Genomic DNA, 22,648 nt, shown 5'->3' on the forward strand with positions numbered 1-22,648 from the left:
CAGGCCACAAACAGGATTGCGCGTTGTCGCGGATTCCGATCGCACTCGCGGCGCCCACGTCGACCGCGCCATTCCACCGGACGGGGAATGGCGTCCGCCGCGCATTCGACCGCCGACATCGGATCACCACACCCCTCGTCCTCCGACCTGCGGCAATCGGCCCGCTCGCGGAGCGGTGCACGATCACACTCCACCATAACCACAGGGAGCCACTCCTGGTCGCCAACCGTAGCGGTAAACACTGCCGCGACCGGAGGTGTGAAACACGGGGTTAACGGACTTCCGCGAGTCGCCACATCGGCCGATGTGCCGATGTCGGAGCAGCCGGATCCGCCGCATGGTCGATGGGGAGTCGACGACGTCCCATTTCGCTCCACGAAACTGTTGCGACCTCGATTCCGGGTGAATACGACGACTGCTCGGAAGGTGCTGAAACCGCGGTGAAACCGCCGTGATCCGATGCGGCGGCACTGTCCTCCGCATGACGAACAACCCCGCGATCGCGGTGACCGGTCTGCGCCGGTCGTACGGCAGGCAGGTGGTGCTCGACGGCATCGACCTGCACGTGCCCGAGGGCACCGTCTTCTCGTTGCTCGGCCCCAACGGCGCGGGCAAGACGACCGTTGTCCAGGTCTTGTCGACCCTGATCCGCGCCGACGCGGGCGAGGTCCGCGTCGCCGGGCACGACGTGCTCCGCGAACCCGACCTCGTGCGGGCCGCGATCGGCGTCACCGGTCAGTTCTCCGCGGTCGACGACTTCCTCACCGGCGAGGAGAACCTGCTGCTCATGGCCGACCTGCACCACCTGGGCCGGGCCGAGGGCCGACGACGCGTGGCGGACCTGCTCGACCGGTTCGACCTCGGCGACGCGGCGAGGAAGGCGGGCGTGACCTACTCCGGCGGCATGCGGCGTCGGCTCGACCTCGCCATGGGCCTCATCGGCGACCCGGAGGTGGTCTTCCTCGACGAGCCGACCACCGGGCTCGACCCGCGCGGCCGGCGGGACATGTGGCAGATCGTCCGCGACCTGGTCGCCCGGGGCGTGACGATCTTCCTCACCACGCAGTACCTGGAGGAGGCCGACCAGCTCGCCGACCGGATCGCGCTGCTCGACCGCGGCGGGCTCGTCGCCGAGGGCACCCCGGCCGAGCTGAAGCGGCTGGCGCCGGGCGGGCACGTCGAGCTGCGGTTCGCCGACGACCGCGCCCTGGTCGAGGCCGCCGCCGCCCTGGGCGTCGCGCCGGACCCGGCCGACGAGCCGCTGGTCCTGCGGGTGCCCGGCGACGGCGGCGTCCGCTCGCTCAAAGCCCTGCTCGACCGCCTCGACGACGCCTCGGTCGACGTGGACGGGTTGGCCGTGCGCACACCCGACCTCGACGACGTGTTTTTCGCCGTGACGGGCCGTCCCGTCACCCCCTCCCAGGAAGTGACCACCCGATGACCGCGATCTCCTTGGCCGTGCGCGACTCGACCACGATGCTGCGCCGCCAGTTGCGGCACATGTCCCGCGCCTGGTCCATGACGCTGATGCTGCTCGCCGTGCCGATCGTCTTGCTGCTGCTGTTCGTCTACGTGCTCGGCGGCATGCTCGGCGACGGCCTCGGCGGCGGGTCGGGCGGTCGCGGCGCCTACGTCGGCTACGTCACGCCCGGCATCCTGATCGTCACCATCACCGGCGCGGTGCAGGGCACCGCGATCTCGGTGGCGATCGACATGACCGCGGGCATCATCGCCCGGTTCCGGACCATGGCCATCGCACGGGTGTCCGTCCTGACCGGGCACGTGCTCGGCAGCGTGCTGCACACCCTGGTCAGCCTCGCCGTCGTGCTCGGCGTGGCCGTGCTCGTCGGGTTCCGGCCGAACGCGACCGCGGTCGAGTGGCTGGCGGTCACCGGCGTGCTCGCCGCGACGACGTTCGCGCTCGTGTGGCTGGCCGTCGCCATGGGGTTGGTGACGAAGACCGTCGCGGCGGCGAGCAACCTGTCCATGCCGCTGACGCTGCTGCCGCTGTTCGGCAGCGGGTTCGTGCCGACCGACTCGATGCCGGCCGGGTTGCGGTGGTTCGCCGAGCACCAGCCGTTCACGCCGGTCATGGAAACGCTGCGGGGCCTGCTGCTCGGCACGCCGATCGGGACCAGCGCCGTGCTCGCGCTCGGCTGGTGCGCCGTGATCGCACTGGCCGGGTACGCGTGGGCGAAGCGGCTCTACAACCGGGACCGCACGCGCTGAGCCGTCCCGCTCAGCGGCCGACCGGACGTTCCCGCACCAGGTCGAGCGCCGCCGCGCGGAGACCGGCCCGGTCCAGGGCGGCGTACGACGACACGGCTTCGTCGTACGCCGCCCGGTCGGCCCGCTCGGCGTCCGCCCGGATCGTGGCCGGGGACATCGTCGGCTGGAAGTCGCACCAGAACCGGAACCGCTCGGCCAGCGCGAACATCCGGGCCGCGGACCGCGCGAGGCACGGGTCGCCGGCCTGTCGGGCGCGGGCGAGGTCCGCCGTGGCGACGGCCACCAGCAGCGTGCCGCACAGCGACTGCTCCGCCGGCGGCGGCGGGTCGGCCAACGGCCGGGCCACCAGGTCGGCCAGCGGTCCGGGCAGCGCGTCGGCGACGTCGGCCACGAGGTCGAGCCGGCCGTGCCGGGCGTGCGCGACGACGGCCGCCGACCGCGCCTGCACCGCCCACGGGTCCAGGCCGGCGTCGCCGACCCGGTCCACGGCCCGCCGCCACAGCCGCAGGCCGGCCTCCACCTCGCCGCGGGCGAACCGCACCTCGGCCCGGATGCCGAGGTCGTAGCCGACCGAGTCGGTCTCCTCTTCGTCAAGCGCGACCTGCGTAAGACCGTCCAGCCACCGCTCGGCCTCCGCCGTGTCGCCGAGCTGGAGGTTGGCCAGCACGAGCCACGCCCGGACACCGACCGCGTCGACCCGCGCGCCGAGTCGCTGGAGCAGCGGCAGCGCCGCGAGCAGGTGGTCGCGGGCCTGCGCGCCACGCCCGGAGCGCAGGCAGATCTCGGCGACCCGGCCGTGCCCGAACGAGCGCGGCCACGGCAGGTCGTGCCCGGTGAACACGTCGAGTGCCAGCCGGGCCGCCTCCAGCGCCGCGTCCACGTCACCGACGGCTTCCCGGTAGTAGCCGACGAAGGCGTTCGCGACGCCGGCCAGCAGCGGCTCGGCGCTGTCGCACAGCCGGCGCAGCTCCACCCGGTCGCCCAGCGCGGCGACCACCCGGCCGAACGCCCGGACCACCGTGTCCGGCTCCGCCACCCCGAGCCGGCGCAGCGCGACGACCGACCGCGACGACCTCGGACCACCGGAGCCGAACGCGTACGCCACGGCCACGGTGAGGGCGGTCCGGGTCACCTCGACGAACGCGGGCTCCGGCCGGTAGTGCGACAGCGGCCACGAGGTCTGCCGGATCAACGCCGTGAGCCGCGGGTAGTTCGATTCCAGGCTCCACATGCCGCCGAGGATCGCGGTGATCGCCGCGACGGTGGGCCGGTCGTCGCGGCGCAGCGCCGACCGGAGCGCCTGGAGCAGGTTCTCCTGCTCCGCCTTGACCGCGGCGGCCGTGTCGTAGGGGTCGGAGTCGAACAGGTTCGCGTGCTCGGCCACCCCGAACGCCCGCGCCCACCCCAGGAAAGCGGTCGTCACGTCGTCGGCCTCACCCGCCGCCTCCAGCCGCGCGGCGCTGAACTCCCGGACCGTCTCCAGCATCCGCAGCCGGGTGCCCGACGGCGTGTCGGACACCTTGAGCAACGAGTGGTCGACCAGGTGCTCCAGCACCACGTCCACGTCAGGCGTCGTCGTAGGCAGCCCACCGAGCAGCACGCGCGCCGCGTCGGCGGTGAACCCGTCGGTGAACACCGACAGCGCGCGCATCGCCACCCGACCGGCCGGGTCCAGCAGGTTCCAGCTCCAGTCCACGACCGCGTGCAGCGTGTGGTGGCGTCGCGGCGAGTCCCGGGCACCGCCGCGCAACAAGGCGAACCGGTCGTCGAGCCGTCGGGCGATCTCCGCCACGGACATGGTCCGCACGCGGGCGGCGGCCAGCTCGACCGCGAGCGGTAGCCCGTCGAGGTGGCGGCACAGCTCCGCCACGGCCGTCGCGGGCAGGTCGACGCCGGGCCGCGCCGCCCGCGCCCGGTGCCCGAACAGCTCCACGCTCGTCGCCAGGCACAGCTCCGGCAACTGGTGGACCGACTCCGACGACAGGCCGAGCGGTGTCCGGCTGGTGGTGAGGACCCGAGGCTCGGCGGTCAGCGACACCAGGGCGCGGACCAGGTCGGCGACGCCGGCGACGACGTGCTCGCAGTTGTCCAGCACCAGCAGGTACGGGCCGGCGAGCTTGGCGGCGATGGCGGCGACGACGTCACCGCCCGTGACGTGCCCGCCCGGCGTCCGCTGCCCACCCACGCCGAGGGCCATCGCCACCTCGTGGACCACGTCGTCGTCGGTGGTGACGGCGGCCAGCGGCACGACGGTCACCACCGACGCCTCCGCGCGGCGGGCGACGGCGTGGGCGAGCCGGGTCTTGCCGAGGCCGCCCGGACCGACGATCGACGTCACGCGGGAGGTGCGCAGCAACGCCTGCACGGCGGCGATGTCCTCGTCCCGACCCAGCAACGTGTTCGGCTCGTGCGCGACACCGTGCCGGACCGCGGGCGCCACGCCTTGGAGCAGCCGCCGGTGCTCGGCCCGCAGCGACGGGCCGGGGTCCGTGCCGAGTTCCTCGCGCAGCGCCCGCCGGTAGGCGTCGTAGCGGTCGAGCGCCGTGGCCGGGCCCACTGTCGCCGCCTCGCACCGCAGCAGCTCGACCAGCACCTCCTCGTCACGCGGGCGTGCCGCGACCAACTCCGCCAACGGGCCCGCCGCTTCCGCGGGCCGGCCCAGCCGGGCCAGGGCGAGCGCGCGAGCCCGGACCAGCGCGCGATGGGCGGCGGCCCGCTCGGCCCGCAACGCGGTGACGGGATCGGCGTCGTCGCCGGGGTCGCCGTTCCACAGGGCCAGGCCCGCGGCGGCGTGCGAGAGCGCGGCGGCGTGGTCACCGGCCCGCGAGCACCGGGCGGAGTCCTCGGCCCGGAGCAGCAGCGCCGAGCTGTCCACCTGGTCCTCGGTCAGCGCCAACCGGTAGCCGGTCGGGGTCCGCACGATCACGTCGGCCCCGAGCCGGGACCGTGCCCGGGAAACGAGGATCTGCACGGCCTTGGGCGGGTTCTCCGGCCGCTCGTCCGGCCACAGCCCGTCGACCAGCCGCCCGGCGCCGCAGCCGGCGCGCAGGTCGGCGGCGAGCAGGGCGAGGAGACCGCGCAGTCGCGGACCCGCGACCTCGTGGCCGCGGAAGGACACCCCGGACAGCAGGACGAGATCGGGGGTCACGGCGCCAGCGTATCGACCCGGACCGGGCGGCTGGTGCGCCGGCCGCCGGTCACGGCACTAGGACACGCGACTCGTCGCACGCATCCGCAGCCGACGCGGCCGGATCACCGCCGCCGCGGCGGGTCGGACGTCCACGCCGCCGGGCACGTGCCGCAGTCGCCACCGGGCGACGATGGACGCCAGCGCCAACGTCGCCTCCATCAGGCTGAACTTGTCGCCGATGCACTTGCGCGCGCCGTTCGCGAACGGCACGAACGCGTGGCGCGCGGGCTTGCGGGCCGGGTCCCAGCGGTCGGGGTCGAAGCGCTGCGGGTCCGGGTGCAGGTCGGCGTTGTGGTGGATGGGGTACGGGCTGTACGCCAGCACCGTGCCCGCCGGCAGCGGGTGCCCACCGAGCTCGGTGTCGGCGGTGACCTCGCGGGTGAGGACGTACACCGGCGACCGCAGGCGCAGCGTCTCGGTGATCACGCGCCCGGTCAGCTCCAACGCGGCCAGGTCACCGGGCCCCGCGGTCCGCCCGGCCAGCACGGCGTCCACCTCGGCGTGCAGGCGGCGTTCGACGTCGGGGTGGCGTGCGATCAGGTGCAGCGCCCACGCGAGCGTGACGGCGGTCGTCTCGCTGCCGGCGAGGTGGAAGGTGAGCATCTGGTTGACCACTTCGTGGTCGGACAAGGTCCGGTCCGCGCCGGTGGACTCCTCGTCGTACCCGGCCAGGAGCGCGGACAGCAGGTCGCCCCGGTCGCCGCCCTCCTCGCGCCGGGCGCGGACGATCGCCTCGATCATCGCCCTGAGCCGGGTGTGCGCGCGTTCGAACCTCATGTTGACCGGCAGCGGCAGCCTGGTGAGCGCCTTGGGCATCATCATGCGCGGCAGGACGTCGGTGGCGAGCACGTCCGCGTCTTCCTGCGACCGCTTGAGCTGCGCGGGCGACAGCGTGTCGGAGAACATGGTGGCGGTGAGCACGTTCGTGGCGAGCATCCCCATCTCCGCGGGCACGTCGAGCACCTGGCCGTCGCGCCACGCGTCGACGCGGTCGGCGATCTGCGCGGACATCGTGCGCCCGTAGGCGTCGAACCTGCCGACGTGGAACGCGGGCTGCAGCAGCCGCCGCTGCCTGCGGTGCTCGTGGTGCGGGCAGGTGGACAGGTTGTTGCCGACCACGTCGCGCACCCGGTCGGCGAACGGGCCGCCCTTGTCGAACGTGCGGTCGTCGCGGAACATCTGCTGCGCCAGCTCGGCGTCGCAGACGACGATCGCCTTGACCGGCCCGAACGCGATGCGGACCAGGGGTCCCTGGCGGGCGAGGGAACCGAGGAAGCCGAGCGGGTCGCGCATCATCGGCCAGGCGTGCCCGACGACCGGCAACCGACCTCGTGCCATGGGAATCCGCGTTGCCGGGTCCACTGGCCGCACCTCCCGCGCTTTCCCCCCATCGTGGCGGTGCGGTCGCGGTGCGTCGACTACGGTTTGCCGATCGAGCCGTTCACACAGTGCGGTACCAGGGCGAGGTCGCCGTCAGCGCAGTCGGACGAGGTAGTCGTGCTCCAGCAACCACGCCACGTTCAGCCGCTCCGGCGCGTCCGGCACGTACGCGCCCCGCAGCTGGTACTGCCTGCCGCCGCCGGACTGGGCGAACCACGGCGCGATCGGGCCCGCGTCGACGTCGAAGTCCCTGGTGACGAGGTAGACGTGGTAGTTGCAGTTCTCCGCCGGCGTGCCGACGAGGTTCTGCGGCGGGATGGAGCGGCTGGTGTAGGGCAGGCCCTCGGGCGCGAGGAACGCGCCGTACTCGCTGCCGTAGCGGTCGATCCACTCGCCCTCGTTCAGGGTCTCCTGCTGCTTGATCGGGTTGCCGTCCTGGTCGACCTCGTAGCCGTCCGCCGGCGGGTAGCGCCACGAGTTCGCGGCGCTGTCGTAGTAGGTGTCGAAGAACTCCTCCTCGGACAGGCCGCCGGTGCGGTCGTACCCGACCAGCTGACGGCCGACCGGGCCCGCCACGGGCAGGCGCTCGGGTCCGAGCCTGCGGTCGTCCTGGTACAGCGCCGCGGAGCACTCGGTGGGATCGTTCTGGACCGCGTGGGCGGTGGGGGCGGCGGCCAGGGCCGATGCCAGCAGGACTGACGACACGGCGGCGGCGAACTTGGCGAACCCTCGCATCCGACGACCTCCTCGTGCTCGACGGCCGGACGCGGGGAACGCTAGCGCCGTTGCACTCCCGGTTGGAGGCGTCGAAGGTGGGTTCACCCGATCCATCACGGCACGTGAGCCGGTCGAGTGCACGGTTCCGCTGCGTAGCCGCCGACGGCGCACTGCCATGGGGCGCGGCCAATTCGCTGGTCGTCGGTGGGCGCCGATGCCTACAGTGTCGCCGTCGATCGACACCGGGGAGAGGGTGGACACGTGCGGCTGGCCGGACGGGAGTGGCGGACGCTCGTCAGCGCCGTGCGGTTGGGTGGCGACGGCTACCGGGTGATCCGTCCCTCGCGACCGATCTCCCACGCGTCACTGCGCGAAACCTCGCGCGGCGCGCAGATGTCGGTGGACAAGGCCGCGACCGTGGACCTCGCGTTCGCCTGGTGGCTGGCCGCGCGTTCACCCCGCAGCCTCGTGTACCTGCCGCTGCGGTCGAGCCCGGTCCGCTGCGGTGAGGAGTACGGCGGCGGCCGGAAGCTGGACCTCGTGCTGCTGCACCACAGCCTCCAGTTCCCCGTGTCGCGGTGGAAGCGGGTCCGCGCCGGCCTGTCACCGGCCGCCGTCCACAAGGTGGCGCTGCCGACCGACGCGTTCCGCGCGATCGGGCGCGAGGAGCACGATCGGCGCCACCACCGCGAGTTCCGCGACCACCTCCGCTGGACCATCGCCGCCGACACCCTCTTCGTCGTCGGCAGCCGGCAGGCCTACGAGCTCCAAGGCGACCAGGTGCGCGGTCTCGCCGAGGACTGCCCGGCCCACATCGCCACCCTGCCCGACACGCACTGCTGCGCGGAGATCGGGCTGGGACGCCACCGGTGGTCCAACCCGGACGCCCGCAACCCCTTCGTCGAGCTGCACGTCGAGTGCTGCAACCGCCACTGGTGAACCACGCGAGCCGAGGCACGATCACCGCCGGTTCCACCGCGTGACGTCACCGCTCCCGCCGCGCCCGCCCGAGGGTTGACGCCGGCACGGCGCACTGCGAGCATTGGTCCCGATGTTTGCGTAAACATTGCGTGGGACGGCGCCGCCGCCAGCGCACGGAGTCGCCCACGCCGGGCGCTGGCCGTTCGATCCCCGTGGTGGGCCGGACAAAGGAGTCCAGATGTCCCGCTTGTCCCCGAGGCGGTGGCGTGCGGCGTTGACCGCCGCGGCCGTCGGCCTGGCCACCCTGCTGCTACCCGGCGGCACGGCGCACGCCGCTCCCGTCACCGTTGACGTGGGCGTGCAGTTCACCGACACCGGCGGCAACCTCGTCCAGGCGCACGGCGGTGGCGTGATCAAGGTCGGCAGCTACTACTACTGGTTCGGCGAGAACCGGCACCCGGACAACCTGTTCCGCGCCGTCTCCGTCTACCGGTCGACCGACCTGAAGACCTGGGAGTTCCGCAACAACGTCCTCACCCAGAACAGCCACTCGGAACTGCGCACCTCCTGGGTGGAACGGCCGAAGGTCGTCTACAACGCGTCCACGGGCCAGTACGTCATGTGGATGCACTGGGAGAACGGCCAGCACTACGGCGAGGCGCGGGCCGCCGTGGCGTACTCGTCCACTGTGGACGGCAACTACACCTACCAGGGCAGTTTCCGGCCGCTCGGGCACATGTCGCGTGACATCACCCTGTACAAGGACGACGACGGCACCGCGTACATGATCTCGGCCGCGCGGGAGAACTACGACCTGCACATCTACCGCCTCAACGCCGACTACCGCGGTATCGCGCAGCTGGTCGGCAACCCGTGGCCGGGTGGGCACCGCGAGGCGCCGGCGTTGTTCAAGCGCAACGGCGTGTACTTCATGCTCACGTCCGGCGCCACGGGGTGGTCGCCGAACCAGGCGAAGTACGCCACCGCCACCAGCGTGTCCGGTCCGTGGAGCGAGATGCGCAACGTGGGCGACTCCACCACGTACCGCTCGCAACCCGCCTACGTGCTGCCGATCCAGGGCACCCAGGCGACGTCGTACCTCTACATGGGCGACCGCTGGGCGGGAGCCTGGAACGGACCCGTGAGCGACTCCAGCTACGTCTGGCTCCCGATCACGTTCTCCAACAACACCACCATGAGCCTGTCGAACGCCGGCCAGATCGTCATCGACACGGCGACCGGCACGATCAGCCCCGTGGCCCTGACCTACAACCGGATCAGCGTGCGGCACTCCGGCAAGTGCCTCGACGTCGCCAACGCCAGCGGCGCGGACGGCGCGGCGTTGATGCAGTACCCGTGCGGCAGCGGCACGAACCAGCAGTTCCGCTTGCAGTCCGCGGGCGGCAACCACTACCAGGTGATCGCCCGGCACTCCGGCAAGTGCCTCGACGTGAGCGACGGCAGCACGGCCGACGGCGCGGCCGTCGTGCAGTGGAGCTGCAACTCCGGGCAGAACCAGCAGTGGTCGCTGGTGGATGCCGGGTCGGGCTACTCCAGGCTGGTCGCGCGGCACTCCGGCAAGTGCCTGGACCTGCCGTCCAGCTCGCAGGACAACCTGCAGTTCAAGCAGTACCCGTGCAGCTCCGGGCAGAACCAGCAGTTCCAGCTGACGCGCGTCTGAGCGCGGCCTTCACCGGCGCCCGCCTCCGACCGGGACGATCCCCGGTCGGGGGCGGGCGCTCGGGCGCCCGTCGTCAGGCGAGGTGCTGGAACCTGGTCGCCGCCGCCGTCAGGGCGTCCACGCAGGCCCTGATCGCACCCCGGTCGTCGTCCTCGGCGCGGTTGATCGCGTAGATGGTGCGGTTCAGCGCCGGGCGGGTGGTGAGGAGCCGCACGCCCTCGGGCACGGAGTCGCGGCCCAGGCGCGGGATCGCGGCCGCGCCCACGTTGCCCGCGACCAGGGCCAGCTGGGTCGGGTAGCTGCCGACGGTGCAGGTGATCCGCGCGCCCAGGCCCTGCTGCCGCAGCACGTGCACGAGCCAGTCGTGGCAGCTCGAGCCCGCGCTCCAGGCGATCCACGGCAGGTCGTCCACCTCGGCCAGGTCGACGGCCTTGCGGTGCGCCAGGCGGTGGCTCGCGGGCACGGCGAGGTCCGCCACGTCGGACAGCAGCGTGGTCCGCGAGGTCGACGGCGGCACGGTGACGGGTCGGTGCTCCCAGCTCTCCAGGACCGCCACGTCCAGCCTGCCGTCGACCACCAGCGGCATGGTCTCCTCGGCCTCGCCCTCGTGCAGGGTCACCTCCAGGCCGGGGTGTTGCGCGCGCAACGCCGCCAGCACGGGCGGCAGCAGGGCGTGCACGGTGGTGGGGATGGCCCCGATGCGCAGGGGGCCGGTGATGTCCTCGCGCAGCAGCTCCAGGTCCGACCGCGCCTTGTCGACCTGGGCCAGGATGGTGGCCGCGTGGCCCGCGAGCACGTGCCCGGCGGTGGTGAGGCGGACGGTGCGGCCGTGCGGCTCCAGCAGCCGTTGCCCGGCTTCCCGTTCCAGCTTCGCCAGTTGCTGGGACACGCCGGACGGGGTGACGTGCAGCGCCGTGGCCGCCGCCGCGACCGTCCCGTGGGTCGCCACGGCGTGCAGCGCACGCATCCGCTCCAAACCGAACACGGTAGAGATGCTACCGAATTCCGCTGACGACAATTCGCTTGTCCTTGATGGTCGGTGGACCTCAGGGTGGACGGGTGACCACGACCGAAGCCCGACCGGCGCCCGTGTTGCCCGGCACGCGGGTGAACCCGGCGCTGCTCGCGATGGCGGGCAGTCTCTGCATCGCGCTGTCGTCGGTGTTCATCAAGGTGTCCGGCGCCAGTGGCAGCACCAGCGCGTTCTGGCGCTGCCTGTTCTCGCTGCCGGTGCTGGGCGTGCTGGTGTGGTGGGAACGGCGGCGGGGCACGGCGCGGCGGCGGTTGCTGCTGCCGGTGCTGGCCGGTGTCGGGCTCGGCGTGGACTTCGTGCTGTGGGGTGACGCGATCGCCCTGGTCGGCGCGGGCATCGCGACCGTGCTGCTGTCCGTGCAGGTGGTGATCGTGCCCGCGGTGGCGTACCTGCTGTTCCGGGAACGGCCGTCGAACCGCTTCGTGTGGGCCGCGCCCGTGCTGCTGGGCGGGATCGTGCTGGCGGGCGGCCTGGCGGGCACGCCCGCGTTCGGCCCCGACCCGGTCCTGGGCGCGGTGCTGGCGTTGGGCGCGGGGGTGGGGTTCGCGGCCTACCTGGTGCTGATGCGCCGCAGCACCGGTCCCGGCGCCCGCGACCACACGTTGTTCCTGGCCACCGTGTCGGCCGGGGTGACGGCGGTGGCGATCGGCGTGCCGACGGACCGGCTCGACCTGTCGCCGAGGTGGTCCGTGCTCGGCTGGCTGGTCGCGTTGGCGCTGATCGGGCAGATCGCGGGCTGGCTGCTGATCTCCACGGCGCTGCCGCGGCTGTCGAGTGCGACGGGCGCGACGATGATGCTGTTGCAGCCGGTGGGCGCGATCCTCATGGGTGTCGTGCTGCTGCACGAGCGGCCGAGCGCGCCGCAGCTCGTCGGGTGCCTGGTGGTGCTCGGCGTGGTCGCCTTCGTCAGCGCCGGGTCGCGCCGCTGACCGCGCTTCCGGCACGTGGGCGTCAGCGCGGCGTGGTGTTCGTGAGGCGGACGAGGAACTCGGCGTTGTCGCCGGTCTTGCGCAGGCCGTCGAGGAGCACGTCGACCGCGTCGTCCTTGCCCGCGAGGACACGGCGCAGCAGGCGGGTCGCCGTCGCTTCGCGGGGTGTGAGCAGCAGGTCGTCGCGGCGCGTGCCGGACTGGGTGACGTCCACGGCGGGGAACACGCGCCGGGCGGCGGCCTTGCGGTCCAGCCGCAGTTCGGCGTTGCCGGTGCCCTTGTACTCCTCGAAGAGCAGCGCGTCGCCCGCCGAGCCGGTGTCGACCAGCGCGGTGGCGATGATCGTCAGCGAACCGCCGCCCTCGACGTTGCGGGCGGCGCCCAGGAACCGCTTGGGGCCGGTAAGGGAGCCGGCGTCCACGCCGCCGGACAGGGTCCGGCCGGAGACCGGTGCGGCGAGGTTGTAGGCCCGGCCCAGTCGGGTCGCGGAGTCCAGCAGCACCACGACGTCGCGACCCAGCTCGACCAGGCGTTTCGCCCGTTCGACGGCGAGCTCGGCGAGCGCGGTGTGGTCGCGGGGCGGGTGGTCGAAGGTGGCGGCGACGACCTCGGCGGGCACGGCTCGGGCGAGGTCGGTGACCTCCTCCGGCCGTTCGCCGACCAGGACCAGCATCAGGTGGCACTCCGGGTGGTTCTTGGCGAGGCCGTGCGCGACGGACCGCAGGACGGTGGTCTTGCCGGCCTTGGGCGGTGCGACGATCAACGCGCGCTGCCCCTTGCCGATGGGCATCACCAGGTCGACCACGCGCGTGGTCAGCTCGTGCGCCTCCGTCTCCAACCGCAGCCGTTCGTCCGGGTGGGCGGGCAGGAGGTCGGCGAAGGACGGCCGGGACCGGGAGTGGCGCGGGTGCGCGCCGTTGACGGCCTCGACCGTGACCAGCGAAGGCGGTTTGCCTTCCCCGGGCGCGGGCGCCACGCGGCCGTGCACCTCGTCACCTCGCCGCAGGCCGTGTTCGGTCACGAGGTGCTGCGGGACGGTGACGTCGAGCGGTCCGGGCAGGTAGCCGTCGGTGCGCAGGACGGCACGGCGGTCGACGACGTCGAGGACGCCGGAGGTGAGCCGGGTGTCGGAAGGATCGTTGTGGTTCAAGGGTTTCTCCCTGATCGCGGGAACGGGTGGAGTGCGCGGCGACGCCGCGACGGGACCCGGGGACACGTCGGGAAAGGCTCGACGAGCCACGTCCGACCGGTACCGGGGATTTCGCGAGATTTCGCGGGAGGGGCCAGGGCCACCTACGTCCGCGAGAACGAGATGACACACAGCATAGCCGTCTACCAGGACATCGCGCAACCACCGTCCGCGAACCTGTCGAGAGAGATCGCCCGTGGTCGCCGACCGGCGGCGTCGAGCGGGAGATCCACAATGGACTCCCGGCCGACTCGTCCGACCGTGGTTGTCCACAGAGGACAGTGAGTCGGGAGCAGCTCGCCCGCCGGCGTGGTTCATGAGGAACGCTCGACTTCGGAGACCGGCCCGGCTCGCGTCACCGCGTCCGATCCACGCCCCGACCGCCTCCGCGCGGAATTGTCGGTGTGGCTCGATAGCGTGCCCTCAGATCACGTGAAGAAGGAGCGAACGCATGTCTGCCACGACGTACCTGGAGCTGTCCGAGGCCGACGGCGGCGCGCACAAGTTCTACGAAGTGCGGGTCGACGGCACCGAAGTCACCATCACCTACGGGCGGATCGGGGAGCAGGGGCAGGTCAGGAGCGCGACCTTCGCCGACCACACCAAGGCGCTCAAGGCCGCCGAGAAGAAGATCGGCGAGAAGGTGCGCAAGGGCTACGCGCCGGCGGTCAAGGGCGTGCGCCAACGCCGGTCGGTGAGCAGGCGGCAGATCGTCAGCACCCGCTCCACCGCCACCCAGGCGCCGGTGCTGTGGCGGTTCGCCTCCGGCGCTCCGGCGTTCGGGATCTTCATCGGCGAGGACCACGCGTGGGTCGGCAACGAGAACGGCGACGTCTACACCCTCACCCACGACGGCCGGGTCACCGGGCGGTTCGGGCTGCCCGACGCGGTGAAGTGCATCGTGGCCGACGACTTCTGGATCTACGCGGGGTGCGACGACGGCCAGGTGTACGACCTCGGCGCCAAGGTGCCCCGGGTGGCCTACGAGATCGCCGACGACGTCGACATCTACTGGCTCGACATCCACGACGGCGTGCTCGGCGTGTCCGACCGCCAGGGTCGGGTGACCGTGGTGGACCACGAGGACGAGTTCCAGTGGTCGGTGCCGGCCACCGGTGACAGCGCCTGGATGGTCCGCTGCTCGCCGGAAGGCGTCTTCCACGGCCACTCCCGCGGCGTCACCCACTACACCGGCCGCGGGCACCGGGCGTGGCACGCCGACACCGTCGGCCAGGTGCTGTTCGGCTGGCAGGAGCGCGACGACGTCTTCGCGGGCACCAGTCGCGGCCGGGTGCACCGGTTCGCCAAGTCGGACGGGCGCATGACCGGCGACTACCGCTGCGACGCGGCCGTGTTCTCCTGCGCCACGTCGCCCGACGGCGAGTTCGTCTTCGCGGGCGACAACCAGTCCTCGGTGTACTGCTTCGCCGCCGACGGGACCCGGCTGTGGAAGCTCGCCACGGGGTGCGGTTCGGCGTTCTCCATGCAGTACCGCGACGAGCGGCTCTACCTGGTGACCACGGACGGCTCGCTCGCGTGCCTCGACGCGAGCCCGGCCGCCGTGCGCGCGGCCGAGCAGGGGCAGCTGCCGCAGCGCCAGGACATCAAGGCGGGCGCCATCGACCGGGTCGAGGCGACCGCGGAGGTCGAGGTCGTGTCGGACGTCGCGCCGGGTGACGGCGTCGTGGTCGAGTGCGTGCAGGTCGGGGGCCGGGTCAGGGTGCACGTCGTCTCGGAGGGCTACGACCGGACGTGGGGCGTGCAGTTCCCCAAGAACATCCGCGTGCCCGGCGCGCGGTACCTGGTCACCGAGGTGCTCACGTCGGCCAGCGGATCGTTCTACCGCACCCGCGGCGAGATCAAGCGCCTGCGCTGAGCACCGGCGCCGGCGGCGACCTGTCGACGGGGGTCGCCGCCGGCGCGCCGCGTCGCGCCGACCGGACCGGTGGCCGGCCGCCTCGTCGTGCTCCGGCCGGCGAACCGCGCCCGCCCGGGTTCGGCACGCCCCTCACCTGATCGCCGAGGTCGGACGTCGCGGGTTGCGCCACGGCACCCCCGCGCAGGTCTGCACCGGCCCCGCACGGGGACCGGTCAGGAATCGAGAAGCGCGGGCAGTGGGGCCGGACCTAGCGTTCTCCCCATGGCAAACATCGCATCCGTCACCCTCGACGTGGCCGACACCACGGCCGCCCACCGCTTCTACGCCGACGCGTTCGGCCTGGACGGGCAGCTCCGCCTGCGGGCCTCCGAGGCGCCGACGACCGGCTTCCGCGGGTTCACGCTGGCGCTCACGGTCTCCCAGCCGTCCACCGTGGACAGCCTCGTCGCGACCGCCCTCGACGCCGGCGCCACCACGCTCAAGCCCGCCTCGAAGTCCCTGTGGGGCTACGGCGCCGTCGTGCAGGCCCCGGACGGCGCGATCTGGAAGATCGCGACCTCGGCCAAGAAGGACACCGGTCCCGCGACCCGGCGGATCGACGAGGTCGTGCTCCTGCTGGGCGTCGCGGACGTGGCCGCGAGCAAGCGGTTCTACACCGGACGAGGGCTCGCCGTCGGCAAGAGCTTCGGCCGCGTGTACGTCGAGTTCGCCGCCGGGCCGGGCCCCGTCAAGCTGGCGCTGTACCGGCGTCGCGCGCTGGCCAAGGACGTCGGCGTCGCGCCCGAGGGCACCGGGTCGCACCGGCTCACGATCGGCGGCGACGCCGGGGACTTCACCGACCCGGACGGGTTCGCCTGGGAGGCGTCGGCCCGGCTGGCGACGAACGCATGACGGCCGCACCGCCGCGCGGCCTCGACGAGAGGCTGCGGGACACCCGGGCGAGGTTGGCGGCCGACGTCGACCTCTGGCTCGCGACGGGCGGACCGGCCGGCGTCCACCTCGTGCCGCTCTCGTACCTCTGGGACGGTGCGGCGTTCCTCATCTCGACGCCGCGGTCCTCCGTCACCGGCCGCAACCTGCCGGCGGACGGCCGCGTGCGGCTCAGCCTCGGGCCGACGCGGGACGTCGTCATGGTCGACGGGACCGCCGAGCCGGTGGACGATCTCGCCCCTGAGGCGGGCGACGCGTTCGCGACCAGGACCGGCTTCGACCCGCGCGAGGAGGACGAGCCCTACCAGTACTTCCTGATCCGGCCGCGACGGATCCAAGCCTGGCGCGAGGCCGACGAGCTCCGGGGGCGCACCCTCATGCGCGACGGCCGGTGGCTCGGCTGACCACCGCGGCGTGACCGGCCACCCGATCGTGGGCGATCACGCGTCCGAACTTGCCATAGTCTGATGATCGGTATATACCGATCACGTGAAAGACAGTCCGTTGAGGGAGCCGACGTTCCTGATCCTCACGGCGTTGGCCGCGCGGGCGCAGCACGGCTACGGCATCCTCCTCGACGTCGAGGAGATCTCCGCCGGCCGGGTCAAGCTGCGCGCGGGCACCCTCTACACCGCGCTGGACCGGTTGTCCGCGGACGGCTGGGTGGCGGTCGACCGGGAGCAGGTCGTCGACGGCAGGCTCCGCCGCTACTACCGGCTGACCGACGAGGGGGCAGCCAGGCTGGAGACCGAGGTGCGGAGGTTGCGGGCGCAGACCCAGGCCGCGGAGCGACGCTTGCGGCTACGACCGGCGGGGGGCACGGCGTGAGCGAGTTGGAACGGCGCTACCGGCGACTGCTGGCGCGCTACCCGCGCGACCACCGCGAACGCCACGGCGAGGAGATGCTGGCGGTGCTGATGTCGGGCGCCGGCGAGCGGACCCGACCGAGCCGGCGCGAGCACGTCGACCTGATGTGGGCCGCGGTGCGGCTGCACCTGCGGCGGGTGGTGGCGGCCGACGGCATCGACGCCCGGGACGTGCTGGCGATCGTCAGCCTGCTCGGGCCGGTGGCGCTGCTGGCCGGCGCGACGACCGGCGTGCACGAGGTCGCGTGGTTCGTGAAGGCGGGCGCGCTGGCGGACATGCCGTGGTCCACGCAGTTCCCGGACGCGCCGGCGTGGGTCCTGTGGGGCGTGGTGGCCGTGCTCGTCCTGCTCGGGCGGTCGCGTGCCGCCGCGGTCCTCGCCTGGCCGGCCGTGGCCTGGTTCGTGGTGGTCGCGACGTTCCTCCCGCACCAGCACTGGTGGACCGGGATGGACGCGGGGTGGGTCCTGGTGGGACTGCTGACCGCCGTCGCGCTGACGTGGTCGCCGGGACCGGCGCGCGGTCGGGAGCTGGTCGGGCCCCGGGCGGTCCTCGTGCTGGCCGCGACGGTCGGCCTGACCGTGGCGCTGGGTGTCCTGGCGCACGGCGTGGCGGTGGTCGAGTTGCTCCGGTTCGTCGTGGTGATCGGCGGCACGGTGGTGGCGTGCGGCCACCGGTCGCGCGTCGGCCGCCGGGCCGCGTTGATCCTGCTGCTGCCGACGGTGACCGCGGTGCTGGGCTTCGCCCAGCTGCTCATCTCGCTGCGCATGCCGACCTCGTTGGAGGTGGCGGTCTTCTACGGCCTGCCGTTGCTGGCGCTGCTGGCGTTGGGCGGCCTGCCACGCCGCGTGCGCCGGCGTCCCGACCGGCCGGTCACCTGACCAGGCGGTGGACGAGGTCGCCCGGCGTCGACCGGGCGACCGTCATTTCCCTCCGTCGGGTGGTCTTCCGCCCGCCGGAACCCCGGCGTGACACCTCTGTGCGAAGCCGGATCACCACGCGTCACGAAATCAACTCCACCCTCGTCCGACCACTCATCGCGTGGCAGGACGTACCCCGACGAAGGACTTCGCGCTGACGGGGCGTGACCTGCGACGTTCCGCTCACCACGAGGACGGGGCGACGTCACCGCCACCGGTGACGAGGGTGTCCGGTCCGGCACGCCGGACGGGCCGATCCCCGACCCGCCCGTCGACCGCCGGGGCGGTCCCGGACCGCCCCGACCGCGATTGCCGCCCCCGCGACCGGCGCATACGCTCGGCGCACAGCACGGCCCGTGATGCCGCCCGCGAGGATCGGACGCCCGTACGGACGACACCGGATGGCAGGTCGTGGACCCGATGACAGGTCGGGGTCCACCGCGTCGCGCCGTGACTTCCGCGCAGGAGCGACCATGCCCGAAGTCCCACTCCAGTCCACCACCCCTCCCCTGACCGGCGACGGCCACCGCGACGGTGACGCGACCGGGCGCCCGGCGTTCCGCGACGACCCCCGGGTGACGGCGCACGACGCCGTCGCCGGTGCGCCGTGAGCGCCGAGCACGTGCCGGTCGCCGTGGTCGGCGCGGGGATCGGTGGCCTGGTCACCGCTCTGGCGTTGCGCCGCGCGGGGGTCCGGGTCGTGGTGTTCGAGCAGGCCGACGCGCTGAGCGAGGAAGGAGCGGGGCTGGCCCTCGGCGCGAACGGCACCCGGCCCCTGCTGCGGCTCGGCCTGGGCGCGGAGCTGCGGCGGATGGCCTTCCAACCGGGGCGCGTGGTGTTCCACCACTGGCGGACCGGCGCGGTGCGGCAGGCGCTGCCGCTGGGCCGCGACTACGAGGACCGCTTCGGCGCGCCGTTCTACACCTTCCACCGCGCGGACCTGCAACGGCTGCTGGCCGAGCGGTACCGCGACGAGGGCGGCGAGCTGCGCACCGGGCACCGCTGCCTGGGCGTCACCCCGCTGGCCGACCGGGTCGTGGTCGAGTTCGGCGGTGACCGGCGGGTCGAGGCCGGGGTGGTGGTGGGTGCGGACGGCGTGCACTCCACGGTGCGGACGGACGTCGTGGGAGCCGATCGCGCCGTCTACTCGGGCAGATCGGGCTATCGCGGCCTGGTCGCGGCCGACCTGGTCGGCGACGCGGTCGACGACGCGCTGTCGTTCCACCTCGGACCTGCGAGGCACCTGGTCGCCTACCCGGTGCACGGCGGCGACACGGTGAACTTCCTCGCCGTGGTGCGCGACCCGAGGTGGACCCGGGAGTCGTGGGTGCGCCGCGGCCGGGTCGCCGACGTGCTGGCCGCGTTCGCCGGGTGGTCGCCCGCGGTCACCCGGATCGTCGGCGCGGCCGACGAGGTGTCGCACTGGGGCCTGTTCGACCGCGAGCCCGTCGACCGCTGGAGCCTGGACCGGGTGACGCTGGTCGGCGACGCCGCGCACCCGATGCTCCCGCACCACGGCCAGGGCGGGAACCAGGCGGTCGAGGACGCCGTGGTGCTGGCGGCCTGCCTGCGCACGTGGCCGGACCGGCCCGCGCTGGCACTGGACCGCTACGAACGGGCCCGGCGCACCCGGACCCGCATGCTGCAACGGGGTTCGCGGAGCAACGGCGAGTGCTACCAGCTCCCCGACGGGCCCGCCGCCGACGAGCGGGACGCCAAGCTGAGCCGGCTGCCCGAAGACCTGGCCTGGATCCACGGCTACGACGCGGAGGCCGCGCTGGCGACCTCGGAGGAATCCCACCATGGCGAACTCGTCTGAGCCCGGCGGCACGGCCCCGACCGTCCACCCCCCGCCGCGGCGGGTCCAGCCGGAGGGCGCCACTGCTGACGCCACGCCCGAGGTCGTGCTCACGCCGCCGTCGCCGAGACAGGGCGGCACGCGCGAGTCCGACCAGGCCGCACAAGCCGAAGGGTCCGTCCTGTCCGCACGGTCCGGCTGGGCCGACGAACGGCACGTGCGCCCGGCACCGATCCGCACCCCGGCGCTCGTGCTGCCGCAGCAGTGCGACCGGCTCACCGCGGAAATCGGCCAGGTCGCCACCGGGCAGGCGCTGCTGCTGCACGGCGGCCCCGGCGCGCAGACCTCCGACGACGTCTCCGGGTACCGGTTCACGCGCGAGCTGGCGCTCGTCCTCGGCCACGCCGCGTGCCTGCCCGTGGTCACCGTCGGCCGGGTCGTCACCGCAGGCCCGGACACCCGCCGCCGGTACCGCAACTCGGCCCGCTACCTGGACGCGCTGCGCGCCCTGGTGTCCGACCCGGCCACCGCCGACGCGGCGCGGGAATCGCTCGACCGACGCCTGGCCACGACGCCGGCCGCGGCACGCCACGCCGACGTCGTCGCCCTCGTGCGGTCACGGCTGGCGGGCCCGCACCCCGGCCCGCCTGACCTCTTCGTCAGCCACGAGACCGTCCCGCTGGACTACGAGTTCGCGCTTACCCGGACCGACCCGCGCACCGGACGCCGGTTCGGCACCTCCGGGCACCTGCTGTGGGTGGGCGACCGCAGCCGTGCGCACGTCGACTTCCTGGCCGGGATCGACAACCCGGTGGCGGTCGCGCTCGGCCCGGGCGCCACCGCCCGGGACGCGGCCGGGCTCGCCCGCAGGCTCAACCCCGACCGCGTGCCCGGACGGCTGACGTTCATCACCCGTCTGGGTGCCGGGCAGGTGCGCGGGGTGCTGCCGCGGTTGCTCGACGCCGTCACCGACACCGGAGTCCCGGTCGGCTGGGTGTGCGATCCCCTGCACGGCAACACCTTCACCGCCACCACCGGCGACCTCGACGACGTGGTGGCCGAGGTGCTGGCCTTCCACGACGCGCACCGGGCCGCCGGCACCCACGCCGGGGGCCTGCACGTGGACCTGGTCGACGACGTGTCGACCGACGGCCCGCGCCTCAACCGCGACCAGGCACTGGAACTGGCGCTGCGGACCGCCGAACGGTGCGCGCGGTGACCCGGCCCGGCGGCACGCGTCACAGGTAGCCGAACAGCGGCGGGAAGAGCAGCACGACGACCCAGGCCCACACCGCGTACACCGGCAGGTAGGCCGTCTGCCACCGCTCCAGCGCGGTGAACGGCGCACGGCGGCGGATCAGGGACAGCAGCAGCCACGCCGTCCACGCCAGGTTGGCCAGCAGGATGACGTTCTCGCCCAGCGCCGCCGCCTTGTTGGGCGTGGTGCCGTACTCCGTGATGCGGCCGGTGATCTCCAGCAGCACCAGCACGTCGATGAGCAGCGCGCTGACCACGAGGGCGAGTTGCAGCTTGTCGAACACGCCGGGCGGGGCCAGCGGATCGCGCGCCGAGAACGAGTAGAGCAGCAGGCCGAGCACCACGACCAGCAGGAGGTCGAACAGGATCAGCGCCTGCCGTTCCAGGTCGATGCCGGCACTGGTGACGCCGAGCGTGACCAGGAACGCCAGCAGCACCGCGGTGAACAGCGGGGTGAACAACCGCGTCAGCACCGGGGCGATGTTCTCCACCACGCTCTGCTTGGCCTCGACCAGCCACCCGGCCACGACCACCGCCGCCGCGGCGCCGCACGGGAGCACCCACTGCGAGATGGCGGTCTCCGGTGAGATCCCGATCGCCTCGAACGTGCCGAACACGAACGCGATCAGCACCCCGCCGCCGAGCGCGATGAGGACGTAGTAGATGAACCACTCGCCGGTGAAGCGGACGAAGTCCATCCGCCGCCGGGACGACCGCACGTCGTCGGACACGTACGCCAGACCGACCACGAACCACAGCGCGATCGGCAGGTGGATGCTGGTCAGCACCACCGACTGGGAGTCCTCCGCGAGCGGGTAGGCGTTGGCGGCCACCGCGCCGAGCGCGAACAACGCCACCAGCACGCCGATCACCCCGGCCGTCGCCCGACGGCGCCAGGCCAGGAAGCCCGCCAGCCACGGCAACGCGAACAGGGCGACGTTGGGCGCGTAGAACGCGGCGTCGTCCTCCAGGCTCAGGCCGAACAGCTCCGGCGCCTTGATCGACACCGCCGCGCCCGCCGCGCAGCCCACCATCACCAGCAGGTCGCGCCGCGACCGCCCGCCCGCCGCCGGGCCGTCGGACCCGCCGGTCAGCACCAGCTGCTTCCACAGCCGTTCCGAGTGCTCCCGGGCGAACTCGCGCGACAGCTCGTCCAGGCTGCCCATGCGCTTGACCGCGACCAGGAACGCCTCGTCGGCGTGCAGGCCCGCGGCCAGGAGGTCGTCGACCGAACCCCGCAGGTGGTCTTCGAGCTCGTCGACGTCGGTCTGCCGCAGCTCCCGTCGCCGTTGCACGTAGTGCCGCCACTGGGCGAACTGCGCGTCCAGGTCGCCCTGATCGTCGGTCATGCGAACCCTCCCAGCGGCAACGTCCTCAACGGCCGCGAATCGTCCGGACGGGGCCAGATCTCCTTGAGCGCGTCCACCACCGCGTCCCACTGCCTGCGCTGCTCGGCGAGTTCGGCCAGGCCGCTGCGCGTGATCCGGTAGTACTTGCGCCGCCGCTCGCCGGCCACCGACTGCCAGGTCGACTCCACGTGCCCGAGGCGCTCCAGCCGGTGCAGCAACGGGTAGAGCAGCCCTTCGGTCCAGTCCAGCTTCCCGTCGGACAGCTCGTTGATCCGCCTGAGGATGGCGTACCCGTAGCTGTCCTCCTCGGCCAGGATGCCCAGCACCATCGGCGTCGCCGAGGCGGCCACGAGGTCCTTGGCGACCTTCACCCTGCCCTCCC

20 protein-coding genes are annotated in these 22,648 nt (G+C 73.1%); 13 read left to right on the top strand and 7 right to left on the bottom strand.

Annotated features, from left to right (window positions below; translation table 11 throughout):
• Positions 1–481 precede the first annotated feature (481 nt).
• Together LNK82_RS21750 and LNK82_RS21755 are read left to right on the top strand one after the other, a co-directional pair.
• The gene (locus LNK82_RS21750; protein WP_230568876.1) at positions 482–1,441 is read left to right on the top strand and encodes an ATP-binding cassette domain-containing protein; all 960 of its coding nucleotides are present in this window, start codon (positions 482–484) and stop codon (positions 1,439–1,441) included.
• The gene (locus tag LNK82_RS21755) at positions 1,438–2,229 is read left to right on the top strand and encodes an ABC transporter permease (RefSeq protein WP_230568877.1); all 792 of its coding nucleotides are present in this window, start codon (positions 1,438–1,440) and stop codon (positions 2,227–2,229) included. Before LNK82_RS21750 ends, LNK82_RS21755 begins: the two co-directional genes overlap by 4 nt.
• 10 nt (positions 2,230–2,239) lie before the next feature.
• On the opposite strand, the gene LNK82_RS21760 is transcribed toward LNK82_RS21755, so the two are convergent.
• The 3 genes from LNK82_RS21760 to LNK82_RS21770 all read right to left on the bottom strand — a co-directional run bounded on the left by LNK82_RS21760 (position 2,240) and on the right by LNK82_RS21770 (position 7,534).
• Positions 2,240–5,377, bottom strand: a complete 3,138-nt coding sequence (locus LNK82_RS21760; protein ID WP_230568878.1) for an ATP-binding protein — start codon at positions 5,375–5,377, stop codon at positions 2,240–2,242.
• A gap of 57 nt (positions 5,378–5,434) precedes the next feature.
• Positions 5,435–6,757 (bottom strand): cytochrome P450, encoded by a 1,323-nt coding sequence (locus tag LNK82_RS21765; protein WP_230568879.1) that lies wholly within the window; start codon positions 6,755–6,757, stop codon positions 5,435–5,437.
• 135 nt (positions 6,758–6,892) lie between these two features.
• Complete coding sequence (locus tag LNK82_RS21770; protein ID WP_230568880.1) at positions 6,893–7,534, bottom strand: TNT domain-containing protein; 642 nt, start codon at positions 7,532–7,534, stop codon at positions 6,893–6,895.
• A gap of 243 nt (positions 7,535–7,777) precedes the next feature.
• On the opposite strand from LNK82_RS21770, the gene LNK82_RS21775 reads away from it, so the two are divergent.
• Both LNK82_RS21775 and LNK82_RS21780 read left to right on the top strand, forming a co-directional pair.
• Positions 7,778–8,455: a hypothetical protein gene (locus tag LNK82_RS21775; RefSeq protein WP_230568881.1), complete on the top strand. Its 678-nt coding sequence runs from the start codon at positions 7,778–7,780 to the stop codon at positions 8,453–8,455.
• Between the two features lie 220 nt (positions 8,456–8,675).
• Complete coding sequence (locus LNK82_RS21780; protein ID WP_230568882.1) at positions 8,676–10,118, top strand: RICIN domain-containing protein; 1,443 nt, start codon at positions 8,676–8,678, stop codon at positions 10,116–10,118.
• A 73-nt stretch (positions 10,119–10,191) separates the two neighbouring features.
• Here the strand turns inward: LNK82_RS21780 and LNK82_RS21785 are convergent, their stop codons facing one another.
• Entirely contained in the window at positions 10,192–11,103 is a 912-nt protein-coding gene (locus LNK82_RS21785; RefSeq protein WP_230568883.1) for a LysR family transcriptional regulator, read from the bottom strand.
• A gap of 74 nt (positions 11,104–11,177) precedes the next feature.
• Between LNK82_RS21785 and LNK82_RS21790 the strand changes: the two genes are divergently transcribed.
• Positions 11,178–12,080, top strand: a complete 903-nt coding sequence (locus tag LNK82_RS21790) for a DMT family transporter (protein WP_230568884.1) — start codon at positions 11,178–11,180, stop codon at positions 12,078–12,080.
• Positions 12,081–12,102: 22 nt separating this feature from the next.
• Here the strand turns inward: LNK82_RS21790 and LNK82_RS21795 are convergent, their stop codons facing one another.
• A complete protein-coding gene (locus tag LNK82_RS21795; RefSeq protein ID WP_308257247.1) occupies positions 12,103–13,230 on the bottom strand; it encodes a transcription termination factor Rho, short form in 1,128 nt (375 codons plus the stop codon).
• A 490-nt stretch (positions 13,231–13,720) separates the two neighbouring features.
• Between LNK82_RS21795 and LNK82_RS21800 the strand changes: the two genes are divergently transcribed.
• The 8 genes from LNK82_RS21800 to LNK82_RS21835 all read left to right on the top strand — a co-directional run bounded on the left by LNK82_RS21800 (position 13,721) and on the right by LNK82_RS21835 (position 20,879).
• The gene (locus LNK82_RS21800; RefSeq protein WP_230568885.1) at positions 13,721–15,145 is read left to right on the top strand and encodes a WGR domain-containing protein; all 1,425 of its coding nucleotides are present in this window, start codon (positions 13,721–13,723) and stop codon (positions 15,143–15,145) included.
• Positions 15,146–15,409: 264 nt separating this feature from the next.
• A complete protein-coding gene (locus LNK82_RS21805; protein ID WP_230568886.1) occupies positions 15,410–16,039 on the top strand; it encodes a VOC family protein in 630 nt (209 codons plus the stop codon).
• Positions 16,036–16,482 carry a pyridoxamine 5'-phosphate oxidase family protein gene (locus LNK82_RS21810; RefSeq protein ID WP_230568887.1) on the top strand — a complete coding sequence of 149 codons (447 nt, stop codon included), beginning with the start codon at positions 16,036–16,038 and terminating at the stop codon, positions 16,480–16,482. Before LNK82_RS21805 ends, LNK82_RS21810 begins: the two co-directional genes overlap by 4 nt.
• 85 nt (positions 16,483–16,567) lie before the next feature.
• The gene (locus LNK82_RS21815) at positions 16,568–16,906 is read left to right on the top strand and encodes a PadR family transcriptional regulator (protein ID WP_230568888.1); all 339 of its coding nucleotides are present in this window, start codon (positions 16,568–16,570) and stop codon (positions 16,904–16,906) included.
• On the top strand, positions 16,903–17,823 hold the full coding sequence (locus LNK82_RS21820) for a hypothetical protein (RefSeq protein WP_230568889.1): 921 nt from the start codon (positions 16,903–16,905) through the stop codon (positions 17,821–17,823). The genes LNK82_RS21815 and LNK82_RS21820 overlap by 4 nt, the downstream gene beginning before the upstream one ends.
• Positions 17,824–18,335: 512 nt before the next feature.
• Complete coding sequence (locus LNK82_RS21825) at positions 18,336–18,473, top strand: hypothetical protein (protein ID WP_230568890.1); 138 nt, start codon at positions 18,336–18,338, stop codon at positions 18,471–18,473.
• Positions 18,470–19,681: an FAD-dependent monooxygenase gene (locus LNK82_RS21830; RefSeq protein ID WP_230568891.1), complete on the top strand. Its 1,212-nt coding sequence runs from the start codon at positions 18,470–18,472 to the stop codon at positions 19,679–19,681. The genes LNK82_RS21825 and LNK82_RS21830 overlap by 4 nt, the downstream gene beginning before the upstream one ends.
• Entirely contained in the window at positions 19,665–20,879 is a 1,215-nt protein-coding gene (locus LNK82_RS21835; protein ID WP_230568892.1) for a 3-deoxy-7-phosphoheptulonate synthase, read from the top strand. Before LNK82_RS21830 ends, LNK82_RS21835 begins: the two co-directional genes overlap by 17 nt.
• Before the next feature lie 19 nt (positions 20,880–20,898).
• Here the strand turns inward: LNK82_RS21835 and LNK82_RS21840 are convergent, their stop codons facing one another.
• The gene (locus LNK82_RS21840) at positions 20,899–22,266 is read right to left on the bottom strand and encodes a permease prefix domain 1-containing protein (protein ID WP_230568893.1); all 1,368 of its coding nucleotides are present in this window, start codon (positions 22,264–22,266) and stop codon (positions 20,899–20,901) included.
• Positions 22,263–22,637 carry a PadR family transcriptional regulator gene (locus LNK82_RS21845; RefSeq protein WP_230568894.1) on the bottom strand — a complete coding sequence of 125 codons (375 nt, stop codon included), beginning with the start codon at positions 22,635–22,637 and terminating at the stop codon, positions 22,263–22,265. Before LNK82_RS21845 ends, LNK82_RS21840 begins: the two co-directional genes overlap by 4 nt.
• Between the last annotated feature and the right edge of the window lie 11 nt (positions 22,638–22,648).

The organism is Saccharothrix luteola, assembly GCF_020859565.1.
GTDB classification, from domain to species: Bacteria; Actinomycetota; Actinomycetes; order Mycobacteriales; family Pseudonocardiaceae; genus Actinosynnema; species Actinosynnema luteola.

Coding starts and splice junctions, on each gene's coding strand:
- LNK82_RS21780 (WP_230568882.1), top strand. CDS start 8,676: ATGTCCCGCTTGTCCCCGAGGCGGTGGCGTGCGGCGTTGACCGCCGCG.
- LNK82_RS21755 (WP_230568877.1), top strand. CDS start 1,438: ATGACCGCGATCTCCTTGGCCGTGCGCGACTCGACCACGATGCTGCGC.
- LNK82_RS21765 (WP_230568879.1), bottom strand. CDS start 6,757: ATGGCACGAGGTCGGTTGCCGGTCGTCGGGCACGCCTGGCCGATGATG.
- LNK82_RS21840 (WP_230568893.1), bottom strand. CDS start 22,266: ATGACCGACGATCAGGGCGACCTGGACGCGCAGTTCGCCCAGTGGCGG.
- LNK82_RS21835 (WP_230568892.1), top strand. CDS start 19,665: ATGGCGAACTCGTCTGAGCCCGGCGGCACGGCCCCGACCGTCCACCCC.
- LNK82_RS21825 (WP_230568890.1), top strand. CDS start 18,336: ATGCCCGAAGTCCCACTCCAGTCCACCACCCCTCCCCTGACCGGCGAC.
- LNK82_RS21800 (WP_230568885.1), top strand. CDS start 13,721: ATGTCTGCCACGACGTACCTGGAGCTGTCCGAGGCCGACGGCGGCGCG.
- LNK82_RS21770 (WP_230568880.1), bottom strand. CDS start 7,534: ATGCGAGGGTTCGCCAAGTTCGCCGCCGCCGTGTCGTCAGTCCTGCTG.
- LNK82_RS21805 (WP_230568886.1), top strand. CDS start 15,410: ATGGCAAACATCGCATCCGTCACCCTCGACGTGGCCGACACCACGGCC.
- LNK82_RS21750 (WP_230568876.1), top strand. CDS start 482: ATGACGAACAACCCCGCGATCGCGGTGACCGGTCTGCGCCGGTCGTAC.
- LNK82_RS21810 (WP_230568887.1), top strand. CDS start 16,036: ATGACGGCCGCACCGCCGCGCGGCCTCGACGAGAGGCTGCGGGACACC.